The 21,265-nt window shown below is 42.8% G+C and carries 23 protein-coding genes and 1 pseudogene; 18 read left to right on the top strand and 6 right to left on the bottom strand.

Annotated features, from left to right (window positions below; all coding sequences use genetic code 11):
• Positions 1–305: 305 nt before the first annotated feature.
• The gene (gene bamJ / locus AC07E5_RS08445) at positions 306–1,010 is read left to right on the top strand and encodes a BamJ family beta-barrel-assembly machinery protein (RefSeq protein ID WP_004974091.1); all 705 of its coding nucleotides are present in this window, start codon (positions 306–308) and stop codon (positions 1,008–1,010) included.
• 56 nt (positions 1,011–1,066) lie between these two features.
• Positions 1,067–1,756: a BamJ family beta-barrel-assembly machinery protein gene (gene bamJ, locus AC07E5_RS08450; RefSeq protein WP_004974089.1), complete on the top strand. Its 690-nt coding sequence runs from the start codon at positions 1,067–1,069 to the stop codon at positions 1,754–1,756.
• 77 nt (positions 1,757–1,833) lie between these two features.
• On the opposite strand, the gene murJ is transcribed toward bamJ (AC07E5_RS08450), so the two are convergent.
• Positions 1,834–3,384 carry a murein biosynthesis integral membrane protein MurJ gene (murJ, locus tag AC07E5_RS08455; protein WP_180050723.1) on the bottom strand — a complete coding sequence of 517 codons (1,551 nt, stop codon included), beginning with the start codon at positions 3,382–3,384 and terminating at the stop codon, positions 1,834–1,836.
• A gap of 50 nt (positions 3,385–3,434) precedes the next feature.
• Positions 3,435–4,034, bottom strand: coding sequence for a 1,6-anhydro-N-acetylmuramyl-L-alanine amidase AmpD (gene ampD, locus AC07E5_RS08460; protein WP_004974083.1), 600 nt, complete (start codon positions 4,032–4,034; stop codon positions 3,435–3,437).
• A 177-nt stretch (positions 4,035–4,211) separates the two neighbouring features.
• Between ampD and nadC the strand changes: the two genes are divergently transcribed.
• Positions 4,212–5,057 carry a carboxylating nicotinate-nucleotide diphosphorylase gene (gene nadC / locus AC07E5_RS08465; RefSeq protein WP_004974082.1) on the top strand — a complete coding sequence of 282 codons (846 nt, stop codon included), beginning with the start codon at positions 4,212–4,214 and terminating at the stop codon, positions 5,055–5,057.
• 106 nt (positions 5,058–5,163) lie between these two features.
• Here the strand turns inward: nadC and AC07E5_RS08470 are convergent, their stop codons facing one another.
• Together AC07E5_RS08470 and rph are read right to left on the bottom strand one after the other, a co-directional pair.
• Positions 5,164–5,385, bottom strand: coding sequence for a hypothetical protein (locus tag AC07E5_RS08470; protein WP_179994338.1), 222 nt, complete (start codon positions 5,383–5,385; stop codon positions 5,164–5,166).
• Positions 5,386–5,562: 177 nt separating this feature from the next.
• Positions 5,563–6,279 carry a ribonuclease PH gene (rph, locus tag AC07E5_RS08475; RefSeq protein ID WP_004974074.1) on the bottom strand — a complete coding sequence of 239 codons (717 nt, stop codon included), beginning with the start codon at positions 6,277–6,279 and terminating at the stop codon, positions 5,563–5,565.
• Between the two features lie 204 nt (positions 6,280–6,483).
• Here rph and AC07E5_RS08480 point away from each other — a divergent pair, with 204 nt between their 5' ends.
• The gene (locus AC07E5_RS08480) at positions 6,484–7,140 is read left to right on the top strand and encodes a TetR family transcriptional regulator (protein ID WP_178867114.1); all 657 of its coding nucleotides are present in this window, start codon (positions 6,484–6,486) and stop codon (positions 7,138–7,140) included.
• A gap of 114 nt (positions 7,141–7,254) precedes the next feature.
• Here AC07E5_RS08480 and AC07E5_RS08485 read toward each other — a convergent pair whose 3' ends face one another.
• The gene (locus AC07E5_RS08485) at positions 7,255–7,875 is read right to left on the bottom strand and encodes a thiol:disulfide interchange protein DsbA/DsbL (RefSeq protein ID WP_004974070.1); all 621 of its coding nucleotides are present in this window, start codon (positions 7,873–7,875) and stop codon (positions 7,255–7,257) included.
• Between the two features lie 181 nt (positions 7,876–8,056).
• Between AC07E5_RS08485 and ubiG the strand changes: the two genes are divergently transcribed.
• The 9 genes from ubiG (at position 8,057) to AC07E5_RS08530 (ending at position 15,038) form a co-directional block, all read left to right on the top strand.
• On the top strand, positions 8,057–8,773 hold the full coding sequence (ubiG, locus tag AC07E5_RS08490; RefSeq protein WP_004974063.1) for a bifunctional 2-polyprenyl-6-hydroxyphenol methylase/3-demethylubiquinol 3-O-methyltransferase UbiG: 717 nt from the start codon (positions 8,057–8,059) through the stop codon (positions 8,771–8,773).
• A complete protein-coding gene (locus AC07E5_RS08495) occupies positions 8,770–9,471 on the top strand; it encodes an HAD family hydrolase (RefSeq protein ID WP_498625236.1) in 702 nt (233 codons plus the stop codon). Before ubiG ends, AC07E5_RS08495 begins: the two co-directional genes overlap by 4 nt.
• A gap of 69 nt (positions 9,472–9,540) precedes the next feature.
• Complete coding sequence (locus tag AC07E5_RS08500; protein ID WP_004974058.1) at positions 9,541–10,287, top strand: YciK family oxidoreductase; 747 nt, start codon at positions 9,541–9,543, stop codon at positions 10,285–10,287.
• 206 nt (positions 10,288–10,493) lie between these two features.
• Positions 10,494–10,913 carry a hypothetical protein gene (locus AC07E5_RS08505; protein WP_004974057.1) on the top strand — a complete coding sequence of 140 codons (420 nt, stop codon included), beginning with the start codon at positions 10,494–10,496 and terminating at the stop codon, positions 10,911–10,913.
• Positions 10,914–11,044: 131 nt separating this feature from the next.
• Positions 11,045–11,200 carry a hypothetical protein gene (locus tag AC07E5_RS08510; RefSeq protein WP_004974054.1) on the top strand — a complete coding sequence of 52 codons (156 nt, stop codon included), beginning with the start codon at positions 11,045–11,047 and terminating at the stop codon, positions 11,198–11,200.
• Between the two features lie 245 nt (positions 11,201–11,445).
• Positions 11,446–11,835: an RcnB family protein gene (locus AC07E5_RS08515; RefSeq protein ID WP_104852768.1), complete on the top strand. Its 390-nt coding sequence runs from the start codon at positions 11,446–11,448 to the stop codon at positions 11,833–11,835.
• A 230-nt stretch (positions 11,836–12,065) separates the two neighbouring features.
• Positions 12,066–12,449: an RcnB family protein gene (locus AC07E5_RS08520; RefSeq protein ID WP_179995461.1), complete on the top strand. Its 384-nt coding sequence runs from the start codon at positions 12,066–12,068 to the stop codon at positions 12,447–12,449.
• A 145-nt stretch (positions 12,450–12,594) separates the two neighbouring features.
• The gene (argA, locus tag AC07E5_RS08525) at positions 12,595–13,941 is read left to right on the top strand and encodes an amino-acid N-acetyltransferase (RefSeq protein WP_154320155.1); all 1,347 of its coding nucleotides are present in this window, start codon (positions 12,595–12,597) and stop codon (positions 13,939–13,941) included.
• Positions 13,942–14,360: 419 nt separating this feature from the next.
• Positions 14,361–15,038 (top strand): TetR family transcriptional regulator C-terminal domain-containing protein, encoded by a 678-nt coding sequence (locus AC07E5_RS08530; protein WP_317098107.1) that lies wholly within the window; start codon positions 14,361–14,363, stop codon positions 15,036–15,038.
• Between the two features lie 80 nt (positions 15,039–15,118).
• Here AC07E5_RS08530 and AC07E5_RS08535 read toward each other — a convergent pair whose 3' ends face one another.
• The gene (locus tag AC07E5_RS08535; RefSeq protein ID WP_004974047.1) at positions 15,119–15,685 is read right to left on the bottom strand and encodes a phosphorylase family protein; all 567 of its coding nucleotides are present in this window, start codon (positions 15,683–15,685) and stop codon (positions 15,119–15,121) included.
• Between the two features lie 206 nt (positions 15,686–15,891).
• Here AC07E5_RS08535 and ribF point away from each other — a divergent pair, with 206 nt between their 5' ends.
• The 5 genes and pseudogenes from ribF to AC07E5_RS08560 all read left to right on the top strand — a co-directional run.
• Positions 15,892–16,893, top strand: a complete 1,002-nt coding sequence (gene ribF, locus AC07E5_RS08540) for a riboflavin biosynthesis protein RibF (RefSeq protein WP_178867014.1) — start codon at positions 15,892–15,894, stop codon at positions 16,891–16,893.
• 66 nt (positions 16,894–16,959) lie between these two features.
• Positions 16,960–19,806, top strand: a complete 2,847-nt coding sequence (gene ileS, locus AC07E5_RS08545) for an isoleucine--tRNA ligase (protein ID WP_317098373.1) — start codon at positions 16,960–16,962, stop codon at positions 19,804–19,806.
• Positions 19,799–20,338, top strand: coding sequence for a signal peptidase II (gene lspA / locus AC07E5_RS08550; RefSeq protein WP_004974039.1), 540 nt, complete (start codon positions 19,799–19,801; stop codon positions 20,336–20,338). The genes ileS and lspA overlap by 8 nt, the downstream gene beginning before the upstream one ends.
• Positions 20,331–20,813, top strand: coding sequence for an FKBP-type peptidyl-prolyl cis-trans isomerase (locus AC07E5_RS08555; protein ID WP_004974037.1), 483 nt, complete (start codon positions 20,331–20,333; stop codon positions 20,811–20,813). Before lspA ends, AC07E5_RS08555 begins: the two co-directional genes overlap by 8 nt.
• Positions 20,814–21,180: 367 nt before the next feature.
• Positions 21,181–21,265 (top strand): annotated as a pseudogene (locus AC07E5_RS08560) (IS1595 family transposase); the annotation flags it as partial.

Consider the following 21,265-nt stretch of genomic DNA (forward strand, 5'->3'; position numbering starts at 1 on the left):
TGGACAACAACCCATCAGGACGCTGTCTTGATCATTTATGCGATTACAATAAAAATTTACCTACAGCCCAAACGCAATCTGACTTTTCTTAAATGACCCACATCTAGTCCTGAATTGATAAGATTTATGTATAAAAAATGTTTTAGATATTCAGTCTGTTATAGAATAAACTGCGTAAGCAGCATATATTAAAAAGTTGAATCGACACAGGCTGCAAAGCCACGTGCCAAACTAGAAAAGTCTGTGAAAAAGTCTGCTAAGATGAATGCTGCTTTTTTAACTATAAAATGAATTTGAGAAAACCTATGAGTAAAGCCTTACCCATCGCTGTTGCTGTAATTTTAGGCGGTGCTGCACTTGTTCCTGTTTATTATGCCTCTCAAAACCCAGCAGTGGCGACCTCTAAAGCGTCGGCAAATGCTTCTGCGGTTGAAAAAATCAGCTACGCTTTGGGTTATGAAGTGGCACATCAAACCCCACCAGAGCTAGACATCAACAGCTTTGTAACAGGTGTGCGTGAAGGTCATGCGCGTAAACAACCTGCCTACACCGAAGAAGAATTACAAAAAGCCTATGAGCAATTCCAGCAAGAGTTGCAACAAAAACAAGCCACTCAAGCGCAAGCTGCACAAACAGCCAGTGATTCATTCTTAACTGAAAATGGCAAAAAAGCAGGCGTACAAACCACAGCTTCTGGCTTGCAATATCAAGTGATTAAAGAAGGCACAGGCAAACAGCCAACGGCAAGCTCTGTGGTCAAAGTGCACTACACGGGTAAACTGGTCGATGGCAAAGTATTTGACAGCTCGGTACAACGTGGTGAGCCAATTGAATTCCCACTGAATCAAGTCATTCCGGGCTGGACTGAAGGTTTACAGCTCATGAAGGAAGGCGGTAAAGCTACGCTGTATATTCCATCGAAACTGGGCTACGGCGAACAAGGTGTACCAGGCATGATTCCTGCCAACAGCACCTTAATTTTTGATGTTGAACTGATTGAAGTGAAATAACAACATCACCCTTTCAGGAGAGCTTGGCTCTCCTGTATGGTCTTAGGACGAAAAGAATGAAAAAACACCTTGCCCTTGTGTGTATCGCACTGCTCAGCAGTGGCAGTTTTGCCAAAACCGTGACCAATAAAAGTCCTGTTGCAGATCAGGTCGGTTATAGCTTTGGTTATTTAATGGGGCGCAGCAATGCGGAAACCTTAAAAGATATTGATCTCGAAGCCTTCATTGCTGGCTTAAAAATGGCAACACAAGACCAAGCCGCCAGTTTAAGCGATGAAGAAATGGCACGAGTGCTGACTCAATTCAAAAAGCAAGCCGAAGCCAAACAACTGATTGAGCTTAAAAAAGTAGCCGATAGCAATGCTAAAATTGGGCAAGCCTTTTTAAACAATAATGCCAAAAAGGCAGGGGTCAAAGTCACCAAGTCTGGCTTGCAATATCAAGTCTTACAGGCAGGTACGGGCAAATCACCCAAAGCCACCTCTACCGTTAAAGTCCATTATGAAGGTCGTTTAATTGATGGTACGGTATTTGACAGTTCTATCGCCCGCGATCAAGCTGCAGAATTTCAGGTCAGCCAAGTCATTCAAGGTTGGACTGAAGGCTTACAACTCATGAAAGTTGGTGCCAAATATCGCTTCTTTATTCCTGCTGCTCTAGCCTACGGTCAAATTGGCTCAGGCGATGCAATTGAGCCAAACAGCACGCTTATTTTTGATGTGGAACTTTTAGAAATTGTAAAATAATCCAAAGCCGCATCATCTTTAAACAAAAAAATACCGCAATTTAAATTGCGGTATTTTTTCAGATCAACTTCGCTTCATTAAGGTTTTAAATGACGTGGTCTAAAACCCGTTGCCAACAATCCAACCCCATAGGCCACTACGCCCACCACACACAGCGCAGTGACTTCTGCCACACGCATCCATTGTGATACATCACCGTTATACCAAGTTAAGGCATACCACAACGCAGCAATCATCACGGCATTTGCCACTGCAAACTGCACCATGAGTTTTTTCCAGTGCGCACCAAAACGGAAAATCTTGCGTTGATGCAAATAGAAATACAACATGCCTGCATTCACCAAAGCCGAACCTGATGATGCCAGTGCCAATGCCATGTGTTCAGCTTGCCAGTCAATCAGTTTAAAGAAGCCAATAAACACCACGTTTAAAATCGCATTGGCAGCCACAGCCATTAAACCCACACGTACTGGTGTTTTGGTGTCTTGCTGTGCATAAAAACCAGGTGCAAAGACTTTAATCAGCATGAATGAAATCACCCCTGCACTCATACATTGCAAGGCCAAAGCGGTCATTTGCGTATCTTTAAAACTAAACTGACCACGCTCAAACAAGGCTTGGATAATAGGCGTTGATAACATAAACAGTGCAATACTGGCAGGGACACCTACCAAAATAATCACCCGTGCAGCCCAGTCCATCATGCCGCGGAATTTATCCATATTTTGTTCTGCATGACGCGCAGACAGTGACGGTAAAATGACCGTCCCAATCGCTACACCAATTAAGCCCAAAGGTAGCTCTGTCATACGTTCCGCACTATACAACCACGACACCGAACCATCCTGCATAAAAGATGCCCAAATGGTGTTGAGTAGCAGGTTAATTTGCGTGACCGATACCCCAAATAAAGCAGGCAGCATCAGCTTCATAATCCGATCCACCCCTTCATGCTTGAAATCAACTTTAGGGGGTATCAGCAGCTTTTTACGCCATAGTTCTGGAATTTGAATCGCAAGTTGTAAAGCACCCGCGATAATCACCGCCCAACCCAGTGCCATAATCGGCTCTGCCATGTACGGTGTGAGCCATAATGCACCTGCAATCATCGCCACATTCAGCAACACAGGCGCAAAGGCAGGCGTGGTAAATGAGCCATAGCTGTTCAAAATACTGCTGGCAAATGCCGTCAGCGACATAAACAACAAATAAGGAATGGTCAGGCGGAACATATCGGTGGCTAGCGCAAACTTTTCAGGGTCACTATGGAAACCCGGTGCGTAGATATACATCACCGCAGGCGCAGCCACCATGGCGGCGAAAGTTAGCCCTGTCATTACCGTCATTAAACAGCCAAAAACCCGACTAATTAAAATTTGTACTTCGGCATGAGTGCGGCTGGTTTTATATTCGGTCAATACAGGAATAAATGCCTGCGAAAACGCCCCTTCGGCAAACAGTCGCCTGAAAAAGTTGGGGATACGAAACGCCACCACAAAGGTATCGAAATCTTTACCTGCACCAAACACATTCAGCAATACCACATCACGGACTAATCCTAGCACCCGTGACAGCATGGTCATTGCACTGACAATAAAGGTCGATCGCCAAAGCGCCATCGTTACCACCCAATTAAAAATTTAGTCGCTATTGTAATCAAAGCATCAACAAAGTTTTGTTATTGATTGATCAATTTTTCCTGTGATGTCGAAGCTTTAAGTTGAGATAACTGTTCACGAAAATACTGCCAGTCAAAATACGGCCCTGGATCAGTTTTACGTCCCGGTGCAATATCGGAATGTCCTGCAATATGCTGTTGAATACTCGGATAGGCCTGCTGCAAACTGTGTACCACCTGCACCAAACTCTGATATTGCGCTGTTTCAAAAGGCAAGTCATCACTGCCCTCTAATTCAATCCCAATTGAATAGTCATTACATTCAGGCTGTGCCAAATAACTAGAACGCCCCGCATGCCACGCCCGATCTGCAAAATTAACAAATTGCAGCACCTCGCCTGTTCTTAAAATCAACAAATGTGCCGAAACCTGCAGGCCCTGAATGGTCTGAAAGTAAGGATGCTGCGACCAATCCATTTGGTTCTGAAAAAATTGCTCAATATAACCACCACCAAATTGTGACGGCGGCAAACTAATATTGTGAATGACCAGCAATTGAATCTCTTGGTCTGTCGGACGGGCGTTGAAATTCGGAGATGGGACTTGTCTTGCCCCTTGTAATTGACCCTCAACCACCTGAAACGACGGCACATGCTGCATAAGGCAATCCCCAAACCATTAGAATAGAAAAATAGAACAGAAATTTCAGTTTAATGCCAACGCGTGACAATGAACATCTTAAATTACACCCGAACGTGGCTAAAAAACACATCCTGACGCAGAACAGTGTTAATATAACGCGCAATTTTCATGGGCAAGATCGACACGGAAAATCTTATGAGCATCTCTCCAGCTTTGCTTGAACAATCCATCCAAATCAATATTCAGCAAGCCTTGCAAGAAGATATTGGCGATGGTGATATTACCGCATTATTGACCCCTGAAGATGAGCAGGCCACTGCCACCATTATTAGCCGTGAAGACATGATTTTGGCAGGTCAACCGTGGGTAAATGCCCTGATTCAAGCATACGATGCCAATGTGCAAGTCACGTGGTTAAAAAATGATGGCGACCACGTTGCTGCCAATGAAGCCTTTTTGAAATTGGCAGGTTCTGCACGCAGCCTGTTAACGGTAGAACGCCCTGCGCTGAATTTTGTGCAAACCCTGTCTGCTGTTGCGACTAAAACCGCAGCCTATGTGCAACAACTTGAAGGCTTAAATACCAAACTGCTAGATACCCGTAAAACCTTACCGGGTTTACGCATTGCACAAAAATATGCTGTCACGGTCGGTGGTGGACAAAACCATCGTTTAGGCTTATTTGATGCCTTTTTGATTAAAGAAAATCACATTATGGCAGCAGGCGGCATTACTCAGGCAATTGCCAAAGCACATGCCATTGCTCCGGGCAAACCTGTAGAAGTTGAAGTGGAAACTTGGGATGAACTAAATCAAGCCCTTGAAGCCAAAGCTGATATTGTGATGTTGGATAACTTTAGCCAGCAACAAATGATTGATGCGGTCAAGCATGTGGCAGGTCGTTGTAAACTTGAAGCGTCGGGCAACATCACCATTGAAAATTTACGTGAAGTGGCTAGTACAGGCGTAGATTATATTTCGATGGGTGTTTTAACCAAAGATGTCAAAGCTGTGGATTTATCAATGCGTTTTAATGCGTAAACGATTACTTTTAAAATTAAGGGTGCAATCTGCACCCTTAATTTTTTCCAAAAATTGATTTTAAGGAGGCAAATGAGCCTCCTTTTTTTATGCCTCAATTTTGAATTTAATCATCATCCTTGTTGTCGTTGTCGTTGTCATTGTCATTGTCATTGTCATTGTCATTGTCATTGTCATTGTCATTGTCATTGTCATTGTCATTGTCATTGTCATTGTCAGAAGCTTGACCGAGTACACTACGATTGTCTTCATTTTCACGCTCAGTACGTGAATCACATGCAGTTAAAAACAACATCATGGCAGACATTAAAATAATTAGTAGTTTCATGCTTTCCTCCTCTTTTCATTCAGTCTCTTTGCATACAGTTTTCCATCTTAAAAGAACGCATCCTGCAATATTGTAGTTTTTTGCTTCACGCCTCCTATCGCAATCTAAACCTCATCCATAAAAAAACGCATCCGAAGATGCGTTTTTAAACAATAGAAAAACTTTAAAAAATTCAGCTTACCAACCTAAAGCCTGCTGCTGTTTTTTTACCAATTCCTGAATACCTTTTTCTGCCATTTCTAACATGGCATTACATTGCACACGATTAAACGGCTTGTCTTCAGCAGTACCCTGAATTTCAATAAATTCACCTGCTTGTGTCATCACCACGTTTAAATCGGTCTGGCAATTTGAATCTTCTTCATAACACAAATCCAATAACACTTGGTCTTGGTACATGCCCACAGAAATTGCAGCCACCAAACCCTTTAATGGATCATGCTTAATTTTTTTCTTTTCTAGCAACACATTCATAGCATCAATCAATGCCACTGCTGCACCTGTAATGGCTGCAGTACGGGTACCGCCATCGGCCTGAATCACATCGCAGTCAATGGTAATGGTGTTTTCACCCAGTTTCTTCAAATCGACCATGGCACGCAAGCTACGACCAATTAAGCGCTGAATTTCCTGTGTACGTCCGCTTTGTTTACCACGCGCCGCTTCACGGTCACTACGGGTATGAGTTGAACGTGGCAACATGCCATATTCTGCAGTTACCCAACCTTGTCCCTGCCCTTTTAAAAAGCGCGGTACAGAGTTATCAATACTTGCGGTACACAAAACTTTGGTATGACCAAACTCTACCAACACTGAACCTTCAGCATAGCGAGTATAGTTACGGGTAATTTTTACCTCACGTAATTGATCTAAAGCTCGTTGGTCAATACGCATAATGTGTCCTTATTTTTGGCTCAAATAAATTGCCCGCAAGTATAACAGATGCCACAGCGCAGGTCGCTTTTCCAAAGCTTGACGTGTGCTGTTTCGGTAAATTTTGCCTGTATTTTTACAAAGTGGCTTCATTCATCTTTTAGTATTATCGTGAAACACAGGTTTTTGTTAGACTGCGCGGCACTGGCAGAATCAGGAAATACAATGTCGATTCGGGAAGAACGAAAACAACAAAGTCGTCAGGCAATTATGGATGCAGTGCTGCAACTTTGCAGCGCAGGACGTGCATTTAGCAGCATTAGCTTAAGAGAAATTTCACGACAGATTGGACTGGTGCCCACCGCATTTTATCGGCATTTTCAAGATATGGATGAGTTGGGGCTAGATTTGGTCGATCAAGTTGCCTTGCACATTAAAGGTATTTTGTATCAGTTGGGACAAGCTTATTTATACCAACCCGATGCACAGACCGAAAAGGCATTGACCCTATTTTTTAAATCTGTCGATCAACATCCACAACAATGGATTTTTTTAATTGCCGAACGCTGGGGCGGTTCGACCATTTTACGGCAAGCCATCGCCCGTGAAATTGATTTTTTAATTGAAGATTTAGCTAATGATTTACAACGGGTCGAAAGCGTACAACATTTTCAGCATGCTGAAGATTTTCACATTCTGGCCAATATTTTAATTAATTTATCGTTAAATTGGGCAATGAGCTGGATTGGTTTAGAACGCCAATTTGAAGCCGAAAAATTACCTGAACAACAGCAGCGTTTTATTCAACAAACCATTACTCAAGTACATTTATTATTTCGTGGCATTTGCCACTGGCAACGTCCGCAGCCTGTCGCAGATTAAACATACAACACACTTTTAACCTGCATTAAAAAAACCGCAATGACGTTGCAATCATTGCGGTTTTTAGCGATGCGCTGCTGATTCAGCCTTGCATCATCTTGTTATTGCATCTGCTTATTTCTTAGCTTTACGCTCTTGATCAACCAAGTAGTTCACTACTTGAATCACTTTGCCGTTATCGCCTTGAACGATATATTTACCATTCACCACCACCGCAGGTACACCTGTCAATTGGTACTGACGCGCCAATTGTTTAGCTTGTGAAATTTTAGAGGTGATCGCAAACGAGTTAAACATGCTGTTAAATTTCGCTTCAGGTACACCATATTTCACAAAGAATTTAGCTTGTGATTGTTGGTCAAAAATTTGCTGACCTTTGTCATGAATGGCATGGAAAAGTGGCAAGTGAGTTTTCTTGCGCACACCCAAAGCTTCAGACACATAATAACCACGTGCATTCATTTCCCAAACAGGATTCATGGCTGCAGGAGTACGCACAAAATTCACATCTTTAGGTAACTGGCGTAACCATGTTTGCATATATGGTTCTAAAGTAAAGCAGTGACCACAGCCATACCAAAAGAACTCACGCACTTCAATTTTACCCGGTACATCAACCTTACCCGGGTTGGCGACAACGCTATAATCTTTACCTGCTACAAAATTTGCCGCCATAGTGCTACCAGAAATAGCAAAGATGGCTGTTGCCAAACTACCTAAAAGGAATTTTTTCATTGCGTTTATAATCCTCTAAATCATTCTGTTTAGTGTATGGCAACACTATAAATCAATTATGCTGATTTCGTTTTCCTTCTGTGAACTTTTTTACAGCTTTTATCGCTTTTTTTAGAATTAACGCTACACTAGGGTTTATATCTATTTTTCCAATTATCACGACCCAATTGAGGTGGCACCCATGTCGCATTTGAATGTTGATCCACAAGAAATTGCCAAATTTGAAGCATTTGCAGCCATATGGTGGGATCAGCATTCCGAGTTCCGTCCCCTGCACATGATTAATCCACTGCGCTTAAACTGGATTGATGAGCACGCAGGCGGCTTGGCAGGCAAGAAAGTGCTAGACGTCGGCTGTGGTGGTGGTATTTTGGCAGAAAGCATGGCTCGTCGCGGTGCCAATGTGCTTGGAATTGATATGGGCGAAGCACCTTTAAACGTGGCACGCCTGCATGCAGAACAAGAAGGCGTACACAATATTGAATATCGCCAAATTCCCGTTGAGCAATTGGTAGATGAGCAAGCTGGTCAATACGATGTGGTGACTTGCATGGAAATGTTGGAGCACGTACCTGACCCTGCCTCAATTATTCAAGCCTGCCAAAAACTGGTCAAGCCAGGTGGTCATGTGTTTTTCTCTACCATTAACCGCAACCCTAAATCATACCTATTTGCCATTATTGGGGCAGAATACGTGCTGCGCATGTTAGCCAAAGGCACACACGATTATCATAAATTTATTAAACCGTCTGAATTGGCACACGACATTCGCCAAGCGGGTTTAAAACTAAAAGATATGACAGGCTTACACTACAATCCGCTCACCAAGCGCTATTGGTTAGCACCAAATGTGGATGTGAACTACATGGTCTACACGGTCAATGAGGCAACAGAATGAAGGCGGTTTTATTTGACCTCGATGGCACCTTAATTGATACCGCTGCAGATTTTATTCGCATCATTCAAGATATGTGCCGCGATAAAGGCTGTGAGATTGTGGCAGCAGACGCCATTCGCACACAGGTATCTGAAGGTGCGCGGGCGATGGTCAAATTGGTCTATCCAGAACTTGAGGTAGATGACCCTGTATTTTTGGCCCATCGACAGCGCTTTTTAGACCTGTACGGTGCAGATATTGCAGTCGAAACTGATCTGTTTGAAGGCATGTATCCACTGCTTGATGCGTTGGAACAGCGTCAAATTCCGTGGGGTATTGTCACCAATAAACCGCGCTGGCTCAGTGAAGCCTTACTCAAGGCACTGAATTTAACTGACCGCTGTGCGGTTTTGGTCTGCCCTGAAGATGTCAGCCACACCAAACCTGACCCAGAACCCATGTATTTGGCAGCCAAACAGATTGAAATTGCCCCTGAAGATTGTATTTATGTGGGCGACCATCCACGTGATATTGATGCAGGCCGCAATGCCAATATGTACACCATTCTGGCCGCTTACGGTTATTTACCGTTACAACACAAAGATGACTTAACAGCGTGGCAAGCAGATTGTATAGTGGATTCAGTGACTGAATTACATACGGTTCTGGACAAATTGGTGCTACAAGCTGCCACGCAAAACAGCAGTGCCCATGCTTGAATCAGTCTTGCAAAGCAATGACATGAAACTCAACCCATAAGCAATAAGAAATGAACAGGAGGGATGCCCATGAAATACTCAGAATATCAACCTCGCCCCGATCTTCTCAAAGATCGTATTATCCTCATTACCGGTGCGGGTGATGGTATTGGACGAGCGGCTGCCCTCAGTTATGCGCTACACGGAGCAACCGTAGTGCTGCATGGTCGTACCTTAAATAAACTTGAAGTGATTTATGATGAAATCGAAAGTTTAGGCGCACCGCAACCTGCTATTTTGCCGCTACAGCTTTCGAGTGCTTCACCACGAGACTATGAATTACTGGTCGATACCCTAGACAAACAATTCGGACGTTTGGATGGTATTTTGCATAATGCAGGCATTTTAGGTGAACGAACTGAGTTGGCAAATTACCCTGCCGATGTTTGGGATGATGTCATGGCCGTGAATTTACGTGCGCCATTTGTACTCACTCAGGAATTATTGCCGCTTTTGGCAAAATCGGAACATGCTTCAGTGGTGTTTGCCAGTTCTGGTGTAGGTCGTGAAGCACGTGAACGCTGGGGTGCTTATTCGGTATCTAAAATTGCAATTGAAGCGGTGAGCCAGTTATTTGCCAAAGAACAGGTGCATCCGAATATTCGCTACAACTGCATTAACCCAGGCGCAACCCGTACTGCCATGCGCGCCAAAGCCTATCCAGATGAAGATCCAAAAACATTACCTACACCCGATGCCATCATGCCTGCCTATTTATATTTAATGGGCGATGACAGCTTGCACATGAATGGTCAGAGTATTGATGCACAGGATTAGTCCTGTGGTTTGATCCGAAGAAAGGAAGCGCTTGCTTCCTTTTTTATGGACTTAACCTAGCATATTGCCAATTTTTGCGCATGGATTTGCGGTAAAATGGCATCGCACAAGCATCTTCAGGTTTCTACCCTGCCTATTTTTGGCAGCACAAAGCCTGATTGCCATGCTTCACATTTCAATTCAACCTCAACGATGCAGAGAGCAACATGACTGAATTAAACAACATCACCGTGACACCACTTGAAGATGGTATGGTGTCTTTACTGATTGATGGTCAGCCTATTTCTGAAAAATATGGCATGAAGTTTGAAGCCAGCATCGTAGATGACATTCAGGCACTCGACAATGGTCAGAAAATCAAACTGTTTGATCAGTTTGTATTTTCACATACCGATCTTAATTTTGAACATGCTTACCACTATGTCACAGGCATTGAAAAATTGGACGATGCCTACAAAGTGGTTAAAAACTTTGTTTATCGTATTAAAATTGAAGGGCAACCTGAAATTGAACACGTGATTAGCAAGCAAGGCGCACCAATGAGTACTGAAGATGTACGCGAATTTATCAATGCACATATTCAAAAATCACTGACCGACTATACCGATTTAAACTACGCCTATTAAGCAAAAATCACGGCAACGGGGGGGTGTTAATCGTTTTGCTGAATTGATTTTATAAAATTAAACGGTTTTACAAATTAACATACATCACCTATGCTTGATGCATCTCCACAACAAGCATTAGGTAAATTGTGATGACTGATATTCAACGTAAAACTGCCGTGATTCAAAGTATTGAAAGCTTGCAATTAGGTCAGCATTTAATTGTGGCTTTGGATGATCGTGAAACAGCCGAATGTGTTGCCATCGCTGTGCAATCTTTACAAGGCTTAACTGAACATTGGAACTAAAGCAGACCATAGCAGTACGCTGCTATGGTGATGCCTCATCCTTTCCTGAGTACAACAAAAATTATCTAGCCTATTTTTCTGAGCGATAGCTACTAAATTTCGTATTTTGTCGCATAATAGAATCAATACCATGCCGCATCCTGCAGAGCGTATTTAAAAAATTCATGTGCTTTCTTCACAGTTTCTCTGCATTTAATGGTTAAAGTATGAACTGTGATATCAAGATGAGAGAATGAGGGGTTTACATGAAAAAGATTTTGACAGTTCTGGCAATGTCTTTCAGTGCTTTACTAAGCAGCAATTTTGCAACTGCCGCTCCTCAATTTGATCGAGACTCTGCTGACCATCCTCGTCACCAAGCACACAATAAACGTGAATTTCGTGCCGATGCTGAAGAGCGTATGCAAGACAAACGCCGCATGCGTGAAGAACGTGGTGTAAAACGTCTACAGCAACATAAATGGCAAACGGGTTATGTCATGCCGCAGCATTATCGTGGCAATGGTTATAAAGTCGATTATCAGGAACATAACTTGCCCCGCCCTGAACGCAAACAACAATGGTATAAAATCAACCAAGACTACATTTTGGTCGATGTCGAAAACCACCATATTTTGCGTATCGCAGGTTTATAGATCTACTGTTACGCGTACACAAGCTCTAAATCCATAGCCCAAAGTCCACTTTGGGCTTTTTTTATAGAGTGATGTCCCACACTCATCACATTGCTGTGAAATATCCCGCTCGGGCTCTCCTTGTTTTCTCCATAAAACTCACAATTCACCTCAATTTCCACCATCGTTTATCTTGAGTATTTGATTAATTTGGACACATCAACCCATATTTAAAACTGAAGGTAAATCCCATGAAAAAATTACTCAGCACCTTAGCACTGTCTTTAAGCGCAATTATCGCAACATCGGCCATGGCAGCACCCGACCATCGTTATGATGATCGTCGTCATCAAGCGAGTGCAGCATATAAACATCAAGACAAGCGCTGGGACAATCCACGTCATCCTGCACAGTGGGAACAAAAGCGTTATGATCAAAAACGCGTGAATCCAAGTCGTGACTGGCGTGTAGGTCAAAACCTCCCACGCGGATATGATGCGAACCGCTACAAAGTCAGTGATCGTGAAGCACGTCGTTTACCCAACACAGGTCGTTATCAGCAGTGGTATAAAGTCAACGGTGACTATGTGCTGATTAATGAGCGCACCCAGCGTATTATTCGTATTATTGGCTAAAACCGTTCAGCCTGAGCTGAAAAATAGCATTTCTCCACAACACCTGAAGCACCATTCAGGTGTTTTTTTATATTTAGTCTTCCGCTGCAGAATTTTTTGATTAGAATCAAAGACAGCACCATCGATCATTACAGCAGGCCAACGAATGACTCCAACTGAAAACCCGCACAGCACAACCTTACAATATGTGCATTGGTTTAGACATTCTGCGCCTTATATCAATGCCCACCGCAATAAAACCTTTGTGATTATGTTCGATGGTGAAGCGGTTTTGCATGAAAACTTTCAGCACATTATTCATGATATTGCCCTACTACACTCGCTTGGTATTCGTTTGATTTTGGTACATGGTGCGCGTCCACAAATTAATCAAAACTTAAAATTCAGCCAAATTGATACACCGTTTCATTTGCAACGTCGTGTCACCACTCGTGAATCTTTATCGTGTGTCATGAATGCTGTCGGTTCAATTCGCCTGCAAATTGAAGCCTTATTGTCGATGGGGCTAGCTAACTCCCCTATGTACGGCGCACGGATTGATGTGGTGTCGGGCAATTTTATTACTGCCAAACCGTATGGCATTCGTGATGGAGTTGATTATCAACTGACTGGCGAAGTCCGCACGGTAGATGCCGATGCCATTCAACGCCATTTAGAAAATTATAATATTGTGTTGCTCGGCCCGACAGGTTATTCCACCACAGGTGAAGTGTTCAACTTGTTAGCCGAAGAAGTGGCAACCAAAACTGCCATTCAATTAAAAGCCGACAAACTGATTTTCCTAGGCGCACAACACGGTTTGCAAAATGCTGAAGGTCAATTGCAACGTGAAGTTCATCCGCAACATTTAAATCCATATATTGAAGATGCTCAGCAACATCATCCAGAGTTGGCTTTACACTTAGATGCAGCCCAAGATGCCTCATTAAACGGCGTACATCGGGTACATCTCATTTCCTATGCCTACGATGGTGCTTTACTCGAAGAACTGTTTACTCGCGATGGCTCAGGGACGATGGTGAGTGATGCACACTATGAAGAAGTCCGCATGGCCAATATTCAGGATGTGGGCGGCTTGATTCGTTTATTACGTCCTTTAGAAGAAGAAGGCGTGTTGGTCTATCGTTCACGTGAGCGTCTAGAAAATGAAATTGGACAATTTGCAGTGATTGAACGTGACGGCATGATTCTCGCCTGTGCCGCCCTATATCCAATTCCAACCACAGGTCATGAACTCAAGTCTGCCGAAATTGCCTGTGTCGCGGTTCATCCTGCTTATCGTAAATCCAACCGTGGCCGCCAAATTTTGGATTATTTAGAAGATAAAGCCAAAGCCATGGGCATTCAGCAATTATTTATTTTAACTACCCGCACCGCACACTGGTTTCTAGAACAGGGCTTTGCTCCTGCCAGTGTCGATGATTTACCCGATGCACGTCAGGCTTTATATAACTATCAACGCAACTCAATTGTGTGTAAAAAACGGCTCTAAGTGAGGTTTTTTGACAGGTTGAATGATACTGCACAACCAAAATCCAAACATGTTTCACGTGGAACATGCTGCCGATTAAATCAGGTCATCACACCTATATCTGTCAGCACGACATTGTACGGATGATCAAAATTGGCAGCATCCACACCACTGTTTAGTTTTTTTAAATAAAATTGATGCAAGGCAGGAAGAAACTTTACTTTTATCATTTATATAAAAAATTCAAAAAACTTATTCATTCAGTCAAAAAATACAAAAGCAAGATACTCCCCCTCTGTAACTATGCTTTTAACGGATTTAATAGCTAAGCTACAGAATAAACTAAAAATATTTTAAAAATACATCTTTAAAGGATGCACAAGCCTGATGATTTGCCGTACAATTAATAATTCCCTTTTTTCATTGTTTTAAAATTACGAATGGAACAAAAAAAGAGTACACAAAAACGCCATCAGCTTCTCAATGCTGCACTCGACGTATTTTCCTTATACGGGTTTAGCGGTGCAAGTTTGGATGAAATCGCACAAATTGCAGAAATGCATAAGTCGAATATTTTCTATTATTATGAAAATAAAGAGGCGCTCTATGTTGAAGTACTGACCACAGTACTACAAAAATGGCTTGCGCCTTTACAAATGCTTGAAGCCGAACTTGAGCCAGAAGAAGCGATTACCAATTATCTGTTACAGAAAATTGAGGTTTCCCGTACTCAACCGAAAGCATCACGTCTATTTGCTTTAGAAGTGATTCAAGGTGCGCCACATATTCAGGAAATTTTAAAAGGTCCTCTGAAAAAACTGGTAAAACGCAAAGCCAAAGTCATTACCATGTGGCAAGAACAAGGCAAACTGTCGAAACAGATTGACCCTGAACTGCTCATTTTGAATATTTGGGCCATTACCCAAAACTATGCTGACTTTGCCACACAAATGGAAATGGTCACAGGTAAAACCTTGCGTAACCGCAGTATGCTGCAACGCGTTTTACAACACACGGTTCACATGATGTTGTACGGTATTGTGCCTCGTCAGGACGAAATCAATGCTACAGAAGCAACTGTTGTCACGGCTGAACTAGCACAGGAAGCGCAAGAATAATCGCGCCAACCTGAACAAATATCCGAATTTAGCTCACGACCCTAGTTTTTACTCGGGTCGTGGCGTTTTGGGCAACTGTATTACTTAACACTTTGATATAACGATAATAATTTTTGTGCGCCTAGCAACAAGTTTTCTTCCCAGTCTAAATGTGCCGTATCATTGGCACCATCGGTAATATATTTGACCGACAACATGCGCACGCCTAGTTTTTTACAGACTTTGGCAATCGCATAGCCTTCCATGTCAACCAACTGACACGGCACTTTCGGTGTCCCCGTTTCAAAACTATCGCCTGTACCGCAAATTCCGTTAGGTAAATGCTCAAAATAGCGTTCCAGCTCAATTTCTGCAGGATGCTCCTGATCCATAGGCGTCACCCCCACCTGAAAACCCAACGGTGAAACATCCATATCTCGCTGTACAAACTGACTCACTTCCACCAAAGCATGCGCATCAAAATGGGAGCTGCCCGCAGTGCCTAAATTGAGCAAGGTTTTACAGCCTGTTTTCTGAATCACTTCAAAGGCTTTAAATGCGGCATTCACTTTACCAATGCCACTGTAATGCACCTGAATCCCAGCTTGCTCAAACAAGCCTTTAGACTCACTGGGCAATGCCATAATTAAAGCAAAATCAGAATTCATAGCCATCTACTCGTGCAGTTCATTAAAACCGCCCCATTAGAAAAGAAATTTGAATGCGGTGCAAACCCGATTGCGATTTGCAGATTAAATTGTCGGATTTTGCCTGATTTTTCGATAATTTTTCAGGTTAAAAACACAACAACAAGACGAAAGCGCGAGAATATGGCAATATATAGCTCTTACAAATTTTCAACTTTCATTCGACCATGCAGCTGCTCCGCCTGAATGCTTTATCTTCTACCACCGACTTAGCTCAAACTGCCGTGACCATTGGCAATTTTGATGGCGTGCATGTCGGTCATCAGGCGATGATTCAACAACTCAAAGCAGTGGCTGCCGCACAACAACTAAAAACGGTGGTGATGCTATTTGAACCACAACCACTGGAATTTTTTAAAGGTTATGATGCCCCGCCACGTATCAGTTCTTTGCGGGAAAAAGTCGAATATCTGACTGAATTGGGCATCGACTACATTGCAGTAGCGAAATTTGACAATCATTTCCGCAGTTTAAGCGCCGAAGCCTTTGCAAAACTTTTAAAAGATACCCTGAATGCCTCGCATTTGGTCTTGGGTGATGACTTCCATTTTGGTAAAAACCGCCAAGGCAATAGCGAGTTTTTGCGCAACTATGGCTTTCAGGTCACCAATTTAAACACCATTGAACTAAATGGTGAGCGTGTTAGCTCAACCCGTATTCGTCAAACTTTACAAGCAGGCGATTTGGCACTGGCAGCCAAACTGCTTGGACGCCCATATAGCATTACAGGGCGCGTCCAATATGGCGATCAAATTGGTCGTACCCTAGATTTTCCAACCATTAATGTGCGCTTAAACCGCCATAAACCCTGCTTAAATGGCATTTATGGCGTTGAAGTGGTGTGTGAAACCACCGCTTTAAGTGAAAAAGTCAAACATGATCATCCCGATAAAACGGGTGTTGCAGGCTACAGCCCGAACAGTCTGTTTGGTGCAGGACATGTGGGTACGCGCCCAGCCATCCAACAAGTACAGCCCGAATGGCGATTAGAAGTACATTTCCCCAATGTTTCTGCTAATCTGTATGGCTTATTAATGCGGGTCACATTTTTAAACTATTTACATGGCGAAAAAAATTACCCTTCGCTTGAAGCACTCAAAGCGGGAATTGATGATGATGTTGAAAAACTTCTTGAATTTCGACAAGATCATCCAAATTTCCCTTTTTAATTTACCCTAAATATTTAATGTAAAACGCGTCAGTCCATGGGCTGATTCAACTGGAAGACAACTTGCATGAGCGATAAGCAAACTCCTGAAAATGCAGTGGATTATAAAGCCACGCTAAACCTCCCAGGTACTGAATTTGCAATGAAAGCAAATCTCGCAGTACGTGAAGCGAAATGGTTAGAAGAGTGGTATGCCGACAACATTTATCAGCAGATTCGTGCATCGCGTATTGGCAAGAAAAAATATGTGCTTCACGATGGCCCTCCGTATGCCAATGGTCAAATTCACTTGGGTCACGCGGTCAATAAAGTCCTGAAAGACATTATTATTAAAAGCCGTGTCATGGATGGTTTTGACGCACCCTACGTTCCGGGTTGGGACTGTCACGGTTTACCAATTGAACTTAAAGTAGAAGAAAAAGTGGGTAAGGTGGGTGTAAAAGTCGATGCTTCGACTTTCCGTAAATCCTGTCGCGAATATGCTTACACCCAAGTCGAATTACAGAAAAAAGACTTCGTGCGTATGGGTGTATTTGGTGATTGGGACAATCCTTACCTCACCATGAACTTCAAGCAAGAAGCCGATATCGTGCGTTCATTGGGTGCAATTGCCAAAGCAGGTCATATTGAACCGGGTCTTAAACCTGTGAACTGGTGTTTGGACTGTGGTTCTGCATTGGCAGAAGCCGAAGTTGAATATGAAGATAAAAAATCCGATGCAATTGATGTCGGTTTTGCTGTGGTCGATTTAGCCGATTTATCTGCACGTTTGGATGTGCAAGTGAATGATGCCACTGACATCGTCATTTGGACGACTACACCGTGGACTTTACCTGCGAACCAAGCCGTTGCATTACATGCCGAAATTGAATACCAATTGGTGAAGGCACGTGCCGATGAAAAAGCACCACAAAACTTTATTTTGGCCAAAGAATTGGTACTGTCAGCAACTGAACGCTATGGCTTTAACAGCTATGAAGTGTTGGCAGACTTTACTGGTGACAAACTTGAAAACCTGATCTTGCAACACCCACTAATTCAAGACCGTCAAGTACCTGTCATTTTAGGTGAACACGTCACCGCTGCCAGCGGTACCGGTGCAGTACATACCGCACCTGGTCACGGTGTGGACGACTATAAAGTCGGTTTACAATACAACCTAAAAGTCGATAATCCGGTTGGTGGCAATGGTGTTTATTTACCAACCGCACCAATTTTTGCAGGCGAGCACATTTACAAAGCCAACCCACAAATTATTGCGGCTTTGGCAGAAAGCAATAAGCTGTGGGCACATCACCCAATCAAACACAGCTACCCACACTGCTGGCGTCATAAAACTCCAATTATTTTCCGTGCGACACCACAATGGTTTATCAGCATGGATAACCAAGGTTTACGTCAAGGTGCATTGAATGCGATCGAAAATGAGATCAGCTTCGTGCCAGATTGGGGTAAAAACCGTATTCAAGCCATGATTGAAGGCCGTCCAGACTGGTGTATTTCACGTCAACGTACTTGGGGTGTGCCAATTCCATTCTTCGTACACAAAGACACCAACGAATTACACCCTCGTACACCTGAATTGATTGAAGACGTTGCAAAACTGATCGAGCAAGAAGGGATTGATGGCTGGTACAACCGTGAAGCCAAAGACTTCATTGGTGATGATGCCGAGCACTACAATGCAGTACGCGATACATTAGACGTATGGTTCGACTCAGGCACGACCCACTACGCCGTACTACGTGAGCGTGAAGAGTTGCAAGACCCAGCCGATTTATATCTTGAAGGTTCAGACCAACACCGTGGTTGGTTCCAATCTTCATTACTCACCTCGATTGCAATCAATGAACGCGCACCATATAAAGGCTTGTTAACACACGGCTTTGTGGTGGATGAAAAAGGTCGCAAAATGTCGAAATCGTTGGGTAACATTATTACCCCACAAGACATTATTAAAGACATGGGTGCAGACGGCCTACGCTTCTGGATTGCATCGGCGGATTATCGCTATGAAATGACCGCAGGTAAGGAAATCTTTAGCCGTGCCTCTGACGGTTATCGTCGTATCCGTAACACCTTGCGTTTCTTGTTGGCCAACTTAAATGGCTTCAAACCCGCTACAAATGCACTGCCTGTAGATCAGTTGATTGCACTGGATCAATACATCTTACAACGTGCAGCTGATGTACAGAAAACCATTCAACAAGCTTATGAAGATATGAATTTCCATGTCGTGACCAATGCTTTGACGAATTTCTGTATCAATGACTTGGGTGGATTCTATTTAGACATCATCAAAGACCGTCAATACACCACCAAGGCTGATTCTCAAGCACGTCATTCTGCACAAACCGCTTTGTATCACTTGGTTCAGGCTTTCGTTCGCTGGATGGCACCAATCTTAAGCTTTACTGCACAAGAAGCATGGCCGCTAATTCCTGAGCAATCAGAAAAATACGTGTTCACTGCAGAATGGTATGACATTCCAGTGGCTTCTGAAGCCAACATCTTGGCAGAAGCGGAATGGCAAACCCTAATTGCAGTTAAATCTGCCGTCAATAAATTCATTGAAGCTGCACGTACTGCCAAAACCGTTGGTTCCAACCTGTCTGCTAAAGTTGAGCTTTGGGCGAATGACGAACTCAAAGCCGTATTGGATAAACTAGGCGATGAGCTGCGTTTTGTTCTGATTACTTCACAAGTGATTGTGAATAGCTTTGATGCTGCACAAGGCGAAGCCTCTGATTTAGATGGCTTGAACGTGAAAGTTTCTGCAGCAGATGGCGAAAAATGCGTACGTTGCTGGCATGTACTCCCTGATGTGAATACACATTCTGCACATCCAGGTTTGTGCTCACGTTGTATTATCAACCTTCCAACAGGTCAAGGCGAAGAGAGAAAATATGCCTAATCCACAACACAAAAAGGGCTTATTCCAGTTCTATCCACATAATTTATGGTGGGTGGGCTTGTCCATTGTCGCGATTATTCTCGACCAATGGACCAAATGGATTGCAGTATCGCATCTGAATTACGCAGATCCAGTGCCTGTATTGCCCTTTTTGAATTGGACTTTACTGCATAACTATGGTGCTGCCTTTAGTTTCTTGTCCGATGCAGGTGGATGGCAACGTTATTTCTTTACCTCACTGGCAGGTTTAGTGTCTGTAATTTTTGTATTTTGGCTAATGCGTATGCCAAAAAATGTCATCGTACTGCCTTTGGCGATTGCCTTGATTTTAGGCGGTGCGATTGGGAATTTAATTGATCGGGTCAGTCTTGGCTACGTGGTCGATTTTATTCACGTGTACTACAACAACAGCCACTTCCCTGCCTTTAATATTGCAGACAGTGCCATCACACTTGGCACCATTCTGCTGTTAATTGATACGTTTTTCCTAGAAAAGCACCGAATTGAACGAGCGCAGGCGCAACATGACTGAAATTATTAATCCAAATGATGAAACTCGTATTGAAGATGGCTCAAAAGTCGAATTGCACTTTTCTGTCGCCATTGAAAATGGTGTAGAAATTGACAACACCCGTAGCCGCGCTGAACCTGTAAGTTTGGTCATGGGCGATGGCAGCCTATTACCTGGTTTTGAAAAGTCATTATTTGGTTTACGTGCAGGTGACCGTCGTACCGTGAGTCTTCCACCTGAAGAAGCATTTGGTCCATGGAATCCTGAAAACGTACAAACTTTTGATACGGTTAAATTTGAGCAACATCCAGTTGAAGGACACATGATTGAATTTGAAGATAAAGCCAAACAAAGCCTCTATGGCGTGGTGAAATCTGTCAACGATGATGTGACTGAAGTAGACTTTAACCACCCTTTAGCGGGTAAAAATATTACCTTTGAAGTTGAAATCTTTAGAGTGACCCCAGCAGGACAACAAGGTATTAAGTTGATGTAATCAATTTGCATACTTACTGCATCTTTCTGCTGTTCAAATCTCCCAAGTACAAGAAAATGAATTTGGGAGATTTTTTATTGAATAAGATAATTATTAAATATAATCAAATACTTAAAATTAAATAAATCCAGTTTATTGATCTATATTTTACCGATATATCGTTGTACGTTTTAGCTTACATGCACTGCAGAAAATTGACGCTAGGCAAAGATCAGCTTTCATTTTATATTTAACACATACAGAAACAGGATGTTTCTAAAAGCAAGAATAACAATAATAAATAATATAACGGCAGGACGCTGAAAGGTATAACAGGAGTAATACCTAAGGCTCTAGACTAGCAGAATAGATATGTTAGTCTAGAATCATGATAGAAAACAGTAAATTAAGTCACTATAAGATTAAAAAAATTATTCAGTGCTTTTGCATTGATATTCCTGCTTCTAAAACAG

Source organism: Acinetobacter seohaensis (assembly GCF_056431365.1).